Here is a 13,608-nt window from a genome sequence, read left to right as displayed (position 1 = left end):
GAGCGCCTCGTGGCCGAGGGCATCCCACTCCCCGGCGACACCCCGGGCGCTCCGGGCGGCGCTCGGCGGGACCTGCCGGTCACGGCCCAGCTGTCGACGCGACGTTCGCCGCCTAGCGCGTCATTCGCTCTCGAACTCGAGGCAGGCGGAATTGATGCAGAAGCGCTCGCCCGTCGGCGCTGGCCCGTCATCGAAGACGTGCCCCAGATGGCCATCACAGCGCGCGCATACGACCTCCACCCGATCGAGGCCATGCTTCCGGTCGGCTCGGCGCTCGATCCGCTTCTCGTCGAGGACTGCGCCGAAGCTGGGCCAGCCCGTCCCAGAGTCGAATTTCGTCTGCGACGAAAAGAGCTGGGTGCCGCAGCCGGCGCATCGATAGACGCCCGTGCCGTGGTGGTTCCAGTACTGCCCCGTGTACGGACGTTCGGTGTTGCCGTAGCGGAGCATTCGGTAGCGATGCGGCCCGAGCAGCAAGAGCCACTCGGGTTCAGTCTTCGAGAACTTCTTGTCTGCCATCGCTGGATCCCATCGTTGAGTTCTGGTGTCACGCCCGTTCGGCTCGGCGTCGGCGGCCGACATGCGTCTTCTGGCGTCTCAGCTTCTCGCTGTTTGCGCGCGGCTTCAACCCGTTTGTCGCTCTGGCCAGGCTTCATCCTCGGGATCGCGTTCATAGTCCAGAGGTTCCTCCTGAAGTTGCCGAAGCCATTGCGTGAGATCGGGCGCGTAGTGCATGTAGCCGAGATCGCCGCACGCTACACCTGTTGCGGCCACCGGTAATGTCTCCTCCAGCGCCGTAGACCATGGACGCCTCCGCCCACCGCTCTCGGCCGTCAAGGTAGTCGGCGATCGACTCGAACGCGCGCACGCGCTCCGCTGCTTCGGTCTCCGCCTCCGCAGAGCGAATGGCCCGCCCAACGAGCTCGTCGGCACGGGCCGGGTCGTCTCGGTGGTTCCATCGGGCATCATCCAGCAGAGTCTTCCACGCCATGGCTTCACCAGGTCATCGGCACCAGTCCAACGACCTTGCGCTGCGCCGCGGGCGCGACGCGCCCGTCGGCACCAGCGCCTGATTGGGCAGAGGTCGGCATGATCTAGGTTGCCCGCTCCTGATGCTCGGAGACGGTTCGTACGACGCGCTCCACGTCTGCCGAGTAAAAACGGCTGGAGCGTCGCGGAACCAGCAATGACAGAGACTTCATGGAAGGGCCGCTGCTCCGTGGAGCACGCACGACGCAGAGCGGCTGGGGATGTCGATCCAGGCTCGACGTTCGTCTGAACGATCCAGGTGGTTCGCATGGTTCGGATCTCCGCTCGCTGCGGGAGGTCTTGTTCCTTCTGTCCAACGGAAGGCATCCCGGACCGGCATCGTCGTGGTGCGATGCTACCACGTTCTACCGCACACGGCAGCAGATGAGCCGGTTCGAGGTGCCGTCGATGCCGGCACATCCGGAGCCGCCGCAGAAATTCATGTGGGGCGACGTGGACTGGCGCCGAGTCGAAACGGCGGTCGGCTCGCGCAGCCGCAACGGGCCTTCTAGCCGGCGGTCACGGTCGTCGCTCGCTTCTGGACTGCGGCGGCGCCCAGCGCGCGGACGAGCGCCTGCGCGATCTTCAAGCCGCCGGCGCCCGACGGCTCGATGGCGTTCGCGAAGTCCCCCACCTCCGAGCAGACAAGGCGGAGGTCGACGACGTCGAGCGCGCGCGAGAAAGCTTGACGGAGGATGACGTCATTGAACGTCATCAAGGCGATGCGAGCTCGCTCCGCCTCACATCCGGCGCATCGCGACCCCTCTCGCCTGTTTCTATCACGACTCGAGCTCGAGCTCGTCCGCGAACTCGTACGCCAGGCGCTCTGAGAGCCGCGGCGGCCGGACCGGCCACGGGCCGGGCGGAGCCTCGATCGGCCAAGAGGCCCCCCGCCCAGCAGGTTGGCGATCGAGCCGGCCGACGGCCGCACGGTCAACGTTCGTGCAGCACCGCCTCCAGCCGGTGGCCGTCCGGGTCGCGAACGAACGACGCGTAATAGCCGGGATCGTAGTTCTCGCGAACGCCGGGCGGTCCCTCATCGACACCGCCCTTGCCGAGGGCCTCCGCATGGAAACGATCGACCGCCTCGCGGCTCGGGGCAACGAAGGCGAGGTGGAAGCCTCGACCGGGCGCCGTCGCGCCAGGACCGGACGCGACGATGGCGAAGAGCGGCTCAGCTTCGTATCCCTCGGGCCCATACGCCACGCTACGGGCGTTCTGCGAGAGCCGGACAAAGCCGAGCGGCGCCAGACAGGCGTCGTAGAACTCCGCGGCACGCTCGAGGTTCTCGACACCGACCGAGACGTGATCGAACACGAAGACTCTGGCGTCCTTGGGCATGGGTACGAGGTACCTCTCGCGGTCGTCCGTGGCAAGCGACAACGCGCGGGATGGCCTGCACGGACGCGCCGGAGAGAGCGGTGCCGAGCGGACAGCCGAAGACTGCCGAGGACAAGAGTTGCCTGGCGCTGCCGCCGAGCAGCTCGCGCCCGACGAGCGCGCGGCCATCAATCGGAATTGGGCCAGGTGAGAATCCCAGGGCGCGGGTACGGTCCGAACCCAGTGAAAGGGCTCCAATCCGATTCGCCTCCTATCACGGCGTGCACCCACGCTTCGTGCGAGTCCACGAGACGCGCCCGGTCGGTCACGATGCCGACGATGCGACACTCGCGCAGGATGCGGTCGACGACATCCGCGTCCTCCTGGTCGAGTCCGAGCATCGCGCCGCTGCCCATGTACTTCGGTCCTTCGAAGTGCGCCGCGAGGGCGCGCCACCCGTCTTCGGCGTCGAGCGGAACGAATACGCCCTCGATCTCGGGCTGCATGCAAACGTTCCCACAGGTCTGATTCGAGTAGATAACCCCGCTCGGGCAGGGGATGAGCAGGCCGAGGCCTGCGTCGTATAGCCTGATGATCTTGTTCATCGTCCTCGCCTCCCGAACGCTTGCGGCTCTGTCGCGGCGCCGATCGCCGCCGCTCGCTGGGCAGCTCGCGCGACGGTTCGTGAGTAATCCGGCCTATCCGGCTCCGCGATGTTTGCCCACGAAGCGATGGTTCCAGACCGTGGGCCACGGCGCAGGCTCAAGGTGAGAAGTCGAAGGAAGACTCCACCAGATCGAGGCCAGGCTTCACATTCTCCATGTCCTCGTCATGGCATTGCTCCACCGCGATGAACGAACGTTTGTCGTCCGCGTGAGAGAACACGCGAACCGAGCCCGAGCTCACGCCGAGCAGCTTCCCTTTCAGGAGCATGCCTTGTCCGGCGTACTTGCCCCAGGTGGTAAACGGCGTGCGTGCAGGCGCAGAGAGCAGCTTGGGGACGAACCCGTCGATCTGCGCCTGAAGGTTGTCTGCGGGATCGGTCGGCACGTCAAGGACGAAGAGCATCGTCATGCACGAGCCGGGGCTCTCGACGTTCACGTGGTGATCGGGATCATTGTCCGGCGGGTCCGCCTCGACGCTCCAGTTTCCTGGGTATTTGAAGGAGAAGCCGGGCCGCGCATAGCTCCGGGCGTGCGCCAGATCGGCAGGCGCCTCGCTCGACGCGAGATCTTCGAGGAACGCAGCGCCGGCCTTCGTCGCTCCGATTCCGGCGAAGAACCCCACCACGAGCCCGATGAACAGGAACAGGAAAGCGACGGCGGTCTTGCTCATTCCGGGTGCTGGTTGCGGCGGGCCGTGGGGTGTCATCCTTGGTAGATCCTGCTGTGTTTCAGGCTGGCAATTACAGCAGCCCGATGCCGTACCTGTCCAGCGACTCGCTCAGGCGCGCGTGTGTCGCGCGTCAGTTGATCCGGCTCCTCAAGGAGACCAACGCGTGATCGCGCGGGTTCCAACGCCGGACGACGGCGCGGACGGGCTCAACGCCGGCTGCTGTCCGGCCCGCTCTCCTCGGTCAGCTCCGCCTTCTGCGCGCGCGCCGACGGCACCTCGAGCCCTGCCGCGCGAGCCAGCCCCATCACCCCCTCCACGGCCGCCGCGATGTACCCGAACGGGTTGGCGCCATCGACGGCCGTGATGTGCACCTCTCCCATCCGCTGCTGGAACGCGGCGGCGAGCGCCGGCATCTGCTGCGCGACCGTCAACCGGATGACCTCCGGCGACACGGTGTTCTCGATCTCCCGCAGCGCCCGCGCGCGGTCGATCTCGATCTCCTGCGTGAGCCGCGCTTTTTTCGCCTCGATCTCGGCGATCGCGAGCTCGGCCTCGGCCACGAGGCGGCGCGCGCCCGCGATCGCCGCGCGCTGTGTGAGCAGGTCGATCTCCTGGGCGCTCGCGGCCATCTTCGCCGCGTGGCGCGCCGCCGCCGCCGCCGCCTCGAGCGTCGTCTTCTCGATCTCGGCCCTCAGCGTGAGCGCCGCGATCTGCTGCTCGTGGGCCAGCCGCGTCTCCTTCAGCCGCGTTTCGGAGGCGAGCTCCTCGAGCCGGGCCTTCTCGCTGGTCTCCTGGCGTCGCGTGCGCAGCTCGACCTCGGCGGAGAGCTTGGTCAGCTCGATCGCGCGCTGCGCCTCGGCCTCGCCCTGCCGGACCGCGCGCTCGGTGAGCAGCGACGCCTCCCTGGCCTTCCGCTCCTGCTCCTGGCGATAGTGCGCCTGGAGGTTGCCGAACACCGCCGGAGAGAGGATGCGGACGTCCTGGATCTCGATGGTATCGATGAGGACGCCCCACCCCTTGTCCGTGGCGTCCTCGGCGCTGCCCCGCCCGGACACGACGGGCACGATCTCTCGTATCAGCTCGCTGGCGAGCCCTTCCTTCCGCCGCGTCAGGCACTCCTCGACGGAGAGGTTCGCGACCAGCCGGCGCGCGGCGCCGGCAAACATGTCCACGAGGAGCGCCTCGAGCTTCTCCTGCGCGCGCTCGGGGAACGAGAAGTTCAGCATCCGGAACGCGATGAGCGGCTCCACGATGCGGTAGACGGCGAGCCCGGTGATCTCCACGCCGACCTTCTCGAGGGTGACCTGGTCGGCCGTGAACTGGAGCTTCTGGACCGTGGTCGGCACGATGGCGACGCTGTCGCCCGGGAGCTTGAAGCACGAGGCGCCCTGACCGGAGGTGGGCCGGAGGCTACCCCGCCGCATGTGAATCAGGTACTCGCTCGGCTTCGCGCTGACACGGCCCCATTTCTTGAGCTTCTCTGGATCTTCGGCCGGCTTGCCCGCGCGCCAGCCCTGATCGTACCGCCCGCGATTCGCCGCCCCGGTCCCGTGGTCGTCCGCGTGGAGGACCGCCGCGGCGCCGCCCGGCACGCCGTTCTCGTGGATGATGACCCTGCGTTGCTCGATGTGCGTCATGACCTCTACCTCGCGAGAACGGCTTTCGCAGGAAGCGGGCCAGGCAGGAGACACGGCGAAGGAGGCGTCCCGGGGCCGCGCCGCGCGCCGGCGACCCGCGACAGGCGAGGCGCCGATCCGGAATGGAGCGCAGCGCCGATCCGGAATGGAGCGCAGCGCCGGTTTAGGATGGAGCGCTGTCGCCTCATATCCAGGGAATTATCCGTCGGTGCTGTACGAGCTCACCATGGACTACGCGCGTCGACTCGGCGGGTTGCGTGCAGATCCAGAGGACGTTCTTTGCCGCATCCGCTGGCGACTGCGCCGACGACATGTCGTCGAACCACGGGCGCGACGCGTCGGTGTCCACGAGCCCGGGGCAGAGCGCGGCGATGGTGAGCCCGCGCTGTGCGGCCTCGGCCTGTCGCTGGCGCGCATGGATCTTCATCGAGGCGACCTGCGCGACCTTGGACGGGATGTTGATCCACGCCGGCCAATGGTGGGCCTCTGCTTCGCCGCGCTCGACCAGCTCGACGTACTCGTCCATGACGCGCTCGATGTCCTCGAGAGATCGCGTGGCGGGGTCGAAGCGGTGGTGCAGCCGCGAATCCAGCTTGCCGAGGGAGCCGAAGGCGCTCGCGACCACGAGGAGCCGCCCGCCGTCGCGCAGCAGGGGCCCGAAGGCGCGGATCATCCGGTAGGTGCCGTGGTTGTTCGTGTCGATGAAGGTGCGGACCTGGACCGCCTGCGGCTGGTCCTTCACGATGCGCGCGGCCGCGTTCGAGAGCACGATGTCTATCCCGCCGTGACGGCGCGCCACCGTCTCCGCCAGGGCCTGGACGCTGGCGTCGTCGGTCACGTCCAGCCGGGCCAGCGACGGCTGCAGGCCTTGCTCGCGCAGGCGCGCCACGGCCGCCTCGCCGCGCTCCGGATCCCGCGCCCCCAGGTACACGGTGCTGCCCGGCGGCAACTCCTGGCACAGACGGGCCACCATCGCGTAACCGAGGCCCTGGTTCGCGCCTGTAACGAGTGCGATTTTCGACATCGATCCCTCCTCACCCTGGCGCCACGAAGACGTGGTGTTCGAGACGTGCTACCCCAGCCTGGCTCGGGGCGCGACGATCGTCGTTCACGGTGCGCGCGATCCGCTCGACGCGCCCGGCTCCCGCAGGCTGAAGCGCGCGTTCTGCGGGACGTGACGACGAATCGCGCGGCGTCCTCGCGGGCTTGCCACGCGCTCTCCCGGCTTTAGGAAACGGGAGATGAGCACGAAAAGAGAGCAGCAGACGGCCGATCCCAGGGCCGCGGAGCAAGCAGGCGAGCAGCGGCCGTCGAACGTCCAGAAGGATCCGCGCGACTGGAAGACAGGCGACGAGCCGATGACGGGCGCGCAGGCGTCGTACCTGCACACGCTCGCAGAGCAGCAGGGCGAAGAGGTCCCCGACGACCTGACCAAGGCGGAGGCGTCCGAGAAGATCGACGAACTGCGGGACGCCGTGGGCGCCTCCGGCGGCGCGGAGGGGGCTGCCGGCGTCGAGAACACGCGCAAGGACCCCGAGCAGTGGAAGACGGGCGACGAGCCGATGACAGGAGCGCAAGCCTCGTATCTCCAGACGCTCTCCCAGGAGGCGGGCGTGGACTTCGACGCGAACCTGACCAAGGCGGAGGCGTCGAAGCGCATCGACGAGCTGCAGGCGAAGACCGGGCGCGGGCAGAAGCTGCGGGAGTGACCGGAGGGGCGCTTCAGCTCGCCGCCCCGGAGGCGTGGGGTCCGACGGCCGCGTCAGTACTTGCGGGAAAAGGCACGCTCGACCCACGCCTCGATGTCCTCGTGGGAGCTCCCCGGGCCTGGCTCCTCCGTGCCCGCGATGCGGCTGCGGATGTCGGCCATCGGCTTCGAGCAGTCGGTGACGCGCGAGATGCGTCCCGCCTCGAGCTCCACCTCGAGGACATGGGCGTATTTCCACGCCGGGTGGAAGCCCATGTGAACATACAGATCGAGCAAGAAGTCGCGCGCGAGAAGCAGGCCGCCGCTGAACGGGACGTGGAGCCCGATGCCTTCGTAGGCGGCCGTGAATCCGAGGGGCGTCGCCGGCTTCTGCGGCATCTTGTCCAACAGGGGAGGAGCTTCGCCTTCGAGCGCGACGTCCAGGCCGTCGAGGTACAGGGTGTTGTCGCGAAGCTCATAGCGACAAACGAAGCCACGCCAGCACGCAGTGCTCGCCGGGCGAACACGAAGTCCGTAGCTCGCCGGGTCGAACAGCTCACCGCCGTTCACGCCCGCCAGGCTCCAGTCAGCGCCCGCATAGGCGACGTCGTCACCGATTTGCGCAGTCATACACCTGCTACCTCGAATCTGTCCGTCGTGCAGAGCCAGCGTACCTGACGCTTCCCCCGCCTTGTCAAGGAGACCAACGGGGGATCACGGCGGCGCTTCCGCTCTCGAGCCCCGCGCTTCCGTGCGGCTCAGCGAAGCGCGTGGGAGCGGGTCATCCGGTTCGCGAACGTCGACAGCGTGGTTGTGCCGATACCGACGATCACCTCGAGGGCCTGCTCGGCGGTGAAGCCCGCGCGGAGGAAGGCGTCGAGATCGGCGTCCGGCACCTGGCCCCGCTCGCGCAGCGTCGCCTCGGTGAACGCCGCGAGCGCCTGGAGACGCGCGTCGGGCGCCGGCCTTCGCTCGAACAGCGCCGCGGCGACCTCGGGGGAAGCCCCCGCGCGGAGGAGCAGCCCGCGGTGCATCGTGCGGCAGAGATCGCAGCCGTTCTCGCCGGCGATGACCATCACCACGACCTCGCGCTCCACCGGCGAGAGCGTCGCCCCCTCGAAGACCGCGAGGAGCTCATCGAAGGCGCGCACCAGGAGCGGCGAGGTCGCGAAGCGCGCCAAGGGCAGCGGCAGGAAGCCGAACTTCCGCGAGGCCTGCTCCAGCGCGGAGCGGGCCGCCGCGGGCGCCGTGTCGAGCGTGTGCGCAGGAAAGTGAGGGGAAGCAGCGGTCTGGCTCATGCGGGTCTCTCCTGAATTGGTTGTCTATGCAATTAATTGACGATGAAGAAGGCGGCGTGGAGGGCGGGGCGACCTTCAGCCCTCGGGCTCGAGGTTCGCGAGGATGCGCTGCAGCGTGCGCCGGGTCGTGAGGAGATCTTCCTCCGGGATGCCGGCGCGCGACGTGTCCACGAGGGCCTTGGCCTCGCCCGACAGGGCCTTGCGCAGCGCTCGCCCGCGCGCGGTGAGGTAGACGAGCCGGGCGCGCCGGTCCGTCGGGTCGGGCCGGCGCTCGACAAGCCCGTCGCGCTCCATGAGCGCGAGGATCCGGCTCATCGTGGGCACGTCCCGGAAGGTGCGCTCGGCCAGGTGCGTCTGCGTGACGCCCTCCTGCTCCCACAGGCGGACGAGGACCATCCATTGCTCGGGCGTGATCTCGACGCCGTGCGCGCGGAAGCGCCGGTACATCTCGGCGCGGGAAGCGAGGTAGACGCGCGCCACCCAGAAGCCGAGCGCGTTGTCGAGGACGATCCCCCCGTCGGCCGTGAACTGGTCGCGCATGACGGCCGATCCTACCGCACAGGATTTGGTTGTCAATGCAATCAATCGTGTGATGTGCCGCACGGCCTCGCCGGGCCCTGTCGAGCGACATGGCCCTCAGGGCGCCGCGAGCTCGGTCTCGATCAGGTGCACGAGCGCGCTCCGCCGCTCGTACATCGACGCGTGCGAGGGAAAGGATCTCGCGGACTCGGCCAGAGGACGAAGCTCCGCGTAGAGGGCGTCGCTGGCTATTGGCTCGGCCTGGAACGCGGAGCTCGTGGCCGGCAACAGGTAGCGCGGCACCGCGGTCGGCCCGGCATCCCTGGAGATGAGCAGATCGCGCATCACGTCGTCGCGGGTGATGAACTCCGCCCACGCGGCGGCCGCGGCGTTGCAGGCTGGGTCGCCGGAGCATCCCTTGCGCCGCACGAAGGCATCGGTGAACAGGAGGGGCGTGGCGCTGGTGCCGAGCGGGATCGTCGACACACGCAGCCCCTCGACGGGCACGCCCTGCGCCTTCATGAGGGTGACAGTCCGATGCAGGCGCTCGCTGTATCCCCAGTACCCGATCGCGCTGCCCTTCACGAACTCCTCGACCGGACCCTCCAGTGTCTCGTCGTACGTCCCGTCGATGCAAGGGTTCCTGTCACCCTGCCGGCAGAGCGCGGCGAGCTGCTTGAGCGCCGCTGTGCTGCCGGCGTGAAGGGGTGGCTTCACGGCGTTGCTCAGGGTCAGCGGGTTCGTGGCATCGAGCCCGTTGTCGACACGCGCGTCCAGGTAGAGGGCGGGTAGATCCCAGCTGCTCGCGAAATTCCCGAGGAGGGGCTTCCCGCTCTCGCGCGCGGCCTTCACGAGGCCGGCGATGCTGGGAGCGGCGTCGAGCTTCTCGGATCTCGTGACCAGGAAGAACCCGCAGCTGAGGTGGGGTACACCCCACCAGACGGACTTGCCACTCCGGTCGATCTCGGTGCTGGCTGACCTGGCTGCGGCCAGGTAGTCGCGCTCCGGCACGGAAGGCCACGGCTCGAGGACGCCGGCGTCGATCAGATCTCCCAGCACCACGGTGTCGATCTCGACGAGATCGTGGCGACCGGACGCGAGCCATCCGGCGAGGCGCGTCGGATTGTGGTAGCTGTCATCGGACTTGACGAGGCGCAGCTCGAGATCGATCGCCGCATGCTGCGATTCGAACCCGTCCTCGATCATCGTTCGCAGGGACGCGAAGTCATCGCCGGCGGCGTCGGGGATCCACGGGATGAGGGCCACGCTGAGCTTCGTGCGGCCAGGTTTGCCGGCGGAATCGACCGGCGAGGCCGCCGGAGGCGGCGTGGGGGGTGGGCAGGGCATGCTGGCGGCGGAGGGGCCCGCCGCGCCTCCGCAACTGGCAGCGGAGAGCGCGAGCACTGCGGTCCGCAGACGGGGGCTCGGTCGTCGGCTCATGGTCATGTCGTCCATGGACGAAGGCGCTGGGATGGCCTCGCGTGCGCGGGAGATGAACCCGTTCAGGGATCACCCTGGGTCGCACGAAGCTCCCGTACGAGTCGCTCGAGCGTGAACCTCGATTCATGCCACCACGTGTCGCTCTGGCTGAGCTGGGAGGTTCGGTCCAGGAGCTCGTCCAGCTCGGGCAACAGCGCGGACGCACCCCGTCCAAGGGCGGTGACCGCGCGCAGCCAGCCATCGAGCCGATAGGGAGCAAGCCGAGCGTCCAGCCGTGGACGTGACGCCGCAAGGACCGGCGCCAGGGGATGGTCATCGCCGCTGCGCGCGAGCGCCTCCACCGCCAGCCAGCGCACGGTGAACAGCTCGTCGGAGAGCGCACGACGGAGCGCCGGCGCCTGCTCGGGACACGGCGCAGCGCGCGCGAGCACGCGGGCCGCGGCGATCCGAGCGGTGGGCTCCTTGCTCGTGAGGGCATCGGCGATCGTACTCAGGACAGGCCGCGCAGCCACCCCGGCTCTCTCGAGGGCGACGAGGGCGGTTCGCTGGACGTTTGGATTGGATGCATGTACCCAGCGGGCCGCGCTCTTCACGCCACGCTCGGTCGGGGCGACCGGCGGCAGCCACTTCAGACATGAAACCTGGCGGCCCCACGCCCCGGCGAGCGCGAGCAGGAACCGCTCAGGCTTCGGCTCTTCCCCCGAGAGACGCTCGATGGCCGAATCGATCCGCGCCCGATCCTGGGCAAGCGCCTTCTTGAAGTCGTCCTCCGGGTCACCGTGGTGAGGCATTCATCATCCTCCAGAGAAACCGCGCTCGTCCAACGTCGCTGCCTCGGTGAAGTCGACCTGTCCCACGAGGCGCACCCGCTCGCTACCGCCTGAAGAACGATACCTGCTGGAAGCGCAGGCCGGCCAGGATCTGATCCACCCGTGCGTCGGACAGCGACCCGATCCGCTCGCCCAGGCGGGCCTTCTCGACCGAGGAGATCTGCGACACGACCACGACGCTCTGCCTGGGAAGGTTGCCCTCGCCCACGTCGAGCAGGACGTTCCCAGGCTCGTTCGCCCGGCCCAGGTTCGACGTCAGCGCGCACACGACCACGGTCGTGATGCGCGAGTGGTTGAAGACGTCGTCCTGGACCACCACATGGGGATGGGAATAGCTCGGGACAGGCCCCCGCGAGTCATCGGGCCCTATCCAGAACACGTCGCCGCGATCGATCCGCGCCGAGCGCGTGCCTGTCGGTTCTCCTGCGCCCTCGTCCATCTTCATGTGCCTCTCGCGTCGGCCCGAAGGATGGTCCGTGGCGCACCTCGGCGCAACCCGCTGGTGCGGCACGACCTTCCCAGCACACCACGGGGTCTGGCAAGGAGGCACAGGCACATCCACCCCCCGCCGATCCCTCGGTTTCGTCACCACCGACGCATCCCGGCTCACTTGTGAGCACCCCATTCGGCTCATCTTGGCACAATCTGCTCCAGGCTTGCCGGGTCTGCGCGTCTCCCCAAGGACGAACATGCGATTTGCGGCGCAAAAGCGCACTGGCACGCAGGCTGCAAAACCCTGGCATCATGAGAACATCAATTGTCTTGGCGACCCTTGTCATGTCGGCTCTCGCGGGGTGCAGCTCGAACGATGGAGGCGGCACCGGCGGCGGTGGCTCGGATCAGGGACAGGGCGGCTCGGGCCAGGGAGGGGGCGGCGGGGCCGTCGAGTGCTTCGAGAAGAAGGCTGGCTGCGTGCTGCCCTCGGACGCGGCGCGGATCGAGAACCCGGTCGTCTCGGAGGAGGATCGGGTGTTGTTGACGCGCAGCAACGCGAGCTTCGCGCTCGACCTCGGCCGCGTGCTCCCCAGCGCGAACGGGAACGTCGTCTACTCGCCTTACAGCATCTCGACGGCGCTCGCGATGGCGTACGCGGGCGCGCGGACCACCACGGAGCAGGCGATGGCCGCGACGATGCGGTTCGAGCTCCCGCAGGAGCGGCTGCACCCGGCGTTCAACTACGTGGATCTCGAGCTCCACAGGCGCGCCGAGGGATCGAGCAACGTCGAGGGAGGCGGCTTCCGGCTCCACACGGCCAACGCCATCTGGTCGCAGATCGACCTCCCGCTCGAACAGCCGTTCTTGAAGGTGCTCGGCGAGAACTACGGGGCGCGCGTGCGGCTCGCCGACTTCGGTGCGCCGGACGAGGCCGAGAGCCTCATCAACGCGTGGGTGAAGGACCAGACGGAGGGCATGATTCCGGAGCTCCTCAAGAAGAACGTGAACTCGGAGACGCTCGCCGTGCTCACCAACGCCATCTACTTCGACGCCGCGTGGCACACGCCGTTCAACGAGGACGCGACGAAGCCCGGCGCGTTCCAGCGCGGCGACGGCGCGAGCGTCACCGCCCAGATGATGCACGGCACACAGGAGACGCGCTACGGCGCCGGCGACGGCTGGGAAGCGGTGGAGATCCCCTATGCGGGCACCCCCGTCTCGATGTTCCTCGTCCTGCCTGCCGAGGGGAACGCGGACGCGCTGGCGGAGTCCCTCGACGGCGCGGCGCTCGAGACGATCATCGCCTCGACGCAGACGCGGTCGGTCGACATCACGATGCCGAAGTTCTCGTTTGGCACAGGGGCCTCTCTCAAGAAGGCCCTCACGGATCTCGGAATGGGCGCCGCCTTTGGCCCCAGCGCCGACTTCTCCGGGATCCTCGCGGATGGAGGGCTCCAGATTCAGGACGTCATCCACAAGGCGGTCATCGACGTGGACGAGGCCGGGACCGAGGCCGCGGCGGCGACGGCGGTCCTCATCGGCTCCACGGGCTCGGGTTTCTTCCCCGAGCCCGCGGCGATCGTGCTGGATCGGCCGTTCTTCTTCTTCATCAGCGATCTGCACACGGAGGCGCTCCTCTTCGCTGGGCGCGTCAACGATCCGACGGCGCACTGAGGAGACGTGAGGCAGGCGGGACCTGGCCCGCGTGGCACGGGAGCCAGGTCCTTCCAACCGTCGTCGGATCGACTGCCCTCGTGAGCACCGTGGCCTCACGCCACGAGCAAGACCATCACTGCCGTGCCGGGCGGCGGATCTTGTGGTGGTCGTGCCTGTAGGTTAGAGTACCTCCCTCGATGCGCCCCCGTGACGTCGCCACGGCCCTGAGGCGGGATCACCGCTCGGAGAGGCTGCTCCAACGATGGGCTCGGCGCGGCGCGATCACGGCCCGGGGGGCTGGGGGGCGCCTCGGCGCAGCGCCTGCGGGCGTGTGGCGCGCCTGCCGCGCGCTCGCGGCCTCCACGCTCATCGCAGCATCCTCCGGGTGCCAGACGCAACCACCGAACGTGGCGGTGACCGTG

General features: G+C 68.6%; 15 protein-coding genes. 2 read left to right on the top strand and 13 right to left on the bottom strand.

Features of this window, described 5'->3' with window-relative positions; genetic code table 11:
- Window positions 1-120: 120 nt before the first annotated feature.
- The 7 genes from msrB to WME97_RS29330 all read right to left on the bottom strand — a co-directional run bounded on the left by msrB (window position 121) and on the right by WME97_RS29330 (window position 6,345).
- Window positions 121-519, bottom strand: coding sequence for a peptide-methionine (R)-S-oxide reductase MsrB (gene msrB, locus WME97_RS29360; RefSeq protein ID WP_437542273.1), 399 nt, complete (start codon window positions 517-519; stop codon window positions 121-123).
- A gap of 1,018 nt (window positions 520-1,537) precedes the next feature.
- Window positions 1,538-1,744: a hypothetical protein gene (locus tag WME97_RS29355; protein WP_437542272.1), complete on the bottom strand. Its 207-nt coding sequence runs from the start codon at window positions 1,742-1,744 to the stop codon at window positions 1,538-1,540.
- 218 nt (window positions 1,745-1,962) lie between these two features.
- Complete coding sequence (locus WME97_RS29350; protein WP_437542271.1) at window positions 1,963-2,370, bottom strand: VOC family protein; 408 nt, start codon at window positions 2,368-2,370, stop codon at window positions 1,963-1,965.
- Window positions 2,371-2,537: 167 nt separating this feature from the next.
- Complete coding sequence (locus tag WME97_RS29345; protein ID WP_437542269.1) at window positions 2,538-2,954, bottom strand: DUF6210 family protein; 417 nt, start codon at window positions 2,952-2,954, stop codon at window positions 2,538-2,540.
- 157 nt (window positions 2,955-3,111) lie between these two features.
- On the bottom strand, window positions 3,112-3,684 hold the full coding sequence (locus tag WME97_RS29340; protein ID WP_437542267.1) for a hypothetical protein: 573 nt from the start codon (window positions 3,682-3,684) through the stop codon (window positions 3,112-3,114).
- A 206-nt stretch (window positions 3,685-3,890) separates the two neighbouring features.
- Window positions 3,891-5,321, bottom strand: coding sequence for an SPFH domain-containing protein (locus tag WME97_RS29335; protein WP_437542265.1), 1,431 nt, complete (start codon window positions 5,319-5,321; stop codon window positions 3,891-3,893).
- Between the two features lie 184 nt (window positions 5,322-5,505).
- Window positions 5,506-6,345 carry an SDR family NAD(P)-dependent oxidoreductase gene (locus tag WME97_RS29330; protein ID WP_437542263.1) on the bottom strand — a complete coding sequence of 280 codons (840 nt, stop codon included), beginning with the start codon at window positions 6,343-6,345 and terminating at the stop codon, window positions 5,506-5,508.
- A 217-nt stretch (window positions 6,346-6,562) separates the two neighbouring features.
- Between WME97_RS29330 and WME97_RS29325 the strand changes: the two genes are divergently transcribed.
- Window positions 6,563-7,030, top strand: a complete 468-nt coding sequence (locus WME97_RS29325; RefSeq protein WP_437542261.1) for a DUF3072 domain-containing protein — start codon at window positions 6,563-6,565, stop codon at window positions 7,028-7,030.
- A gap of 53 nt (window positions 7,031-7,083) precedes the next feature.
- On the opposite strand, the gene WME97_RS29320 is transcribed toward WME97_RS29325, so the two are convergent.
- From WME97_RS29320 to WME97_RS29295, 6 genes are all read right to left on the bottom strand, one after another.
- Complete coding sequence (locus tag WME97_RS29320; protein WP_437542259.1) at window positions 7,084-7,638, bottom strand: hypothetical protein; 555 nt, start codon at window positions 7,636-7,638, stop codon at window positions 7,084-7,086.
- 128 nt (window positions 7,639-7,766) lie between these two features.
- Window positions 7,767-8,306 (bottom strand): carboxymuconolactone decarboxylase family protein, encoded by a 540-nt coding sequence (locus WME97_RS29315; protein WP_437542258.1) that lies wholly within the window; start codon window positions 8,304-8,306, stop codon window positions 7,767-7,769.
- Window positions 8,307-8,381: 75 nt separating this feature from the next.
- Window positions 8,382-8,846: a MarR family winged helix-turn-helix transcriptional regulator gene (locus WME97_RS29310; protein WP_437542256.1), complete on the bottom strand. Its 465-nt coding sequence runs from the start codon at window positions 8,844-8,846 to the stop codon at window positions 8,382-8,384.
- A gap of 96 nt (window positions 8,847-8,942) precedes the next feature.
- A complete protein-coding gene (locus WME97_RS29305) occupies window positions 8,943-10,265 on the bottom strand; it encodes a hypothetical protein (protein ID WP_437542254.1) in 1,323 nt (440 codons plus the stop codon).
- A 62-nt stretch (window positions 10,266-10,327) separates the two neighbouring features.
- Window positions 10,328-11,056: a HEAT repeat domain-containing protein gene (locus WME97_RS29300; protein ID WP_437542252.1), complete on the bottom strand. Its 729-nt coding sequence runs from the start codon at window positions 11,054-11,056 to the stop codon at window positions 10,328-10,330.
- Between the two features lie 82 nt (window positions 11,057-11,138).
- Entirely contained in the window at window positions 11,139-11,534 is a 396-nt protein-coding gene (locus WME97_RS29295; protein WP_437555523.1) for a type II toxin-antitoxin system PemK/MazF family toxin, read from the bottom strand.
- A 338-nt stretch (window positions 11,535-11,872) separates the two neighbouring features.
- Between WME97_RS29295 and WME97_RS29290 the strand changes: the two genes are divergently transcribed.
- Window positions 11,873-13,204, top strand: coding sequence for a serpin family protein (locus tag WME97_RS29290; protein WP_437542250.1), 1,332 nt, complete (start codon window positions 11,873-11,875; stop codon window positions 13,202-13,204).
- Window positions 13,205-13,608: the final 404 nt, after the last annotated feature.

It is taken from the genome of Sorangium sp. So ce367, assembly GCF_051520455.1.
Taxonomy (GTDB): Bacteria; Myxococcota_A; Polyangia; order Polyangiales; family Polyangiaceae; genus Sorangium; species Sorangium cellulosum_B.
The sequence above is the reverse complement of the archived record's forward strand: the minus strand, read 5'-3'. Positions and strand labels throughout refer to the sequence as shown.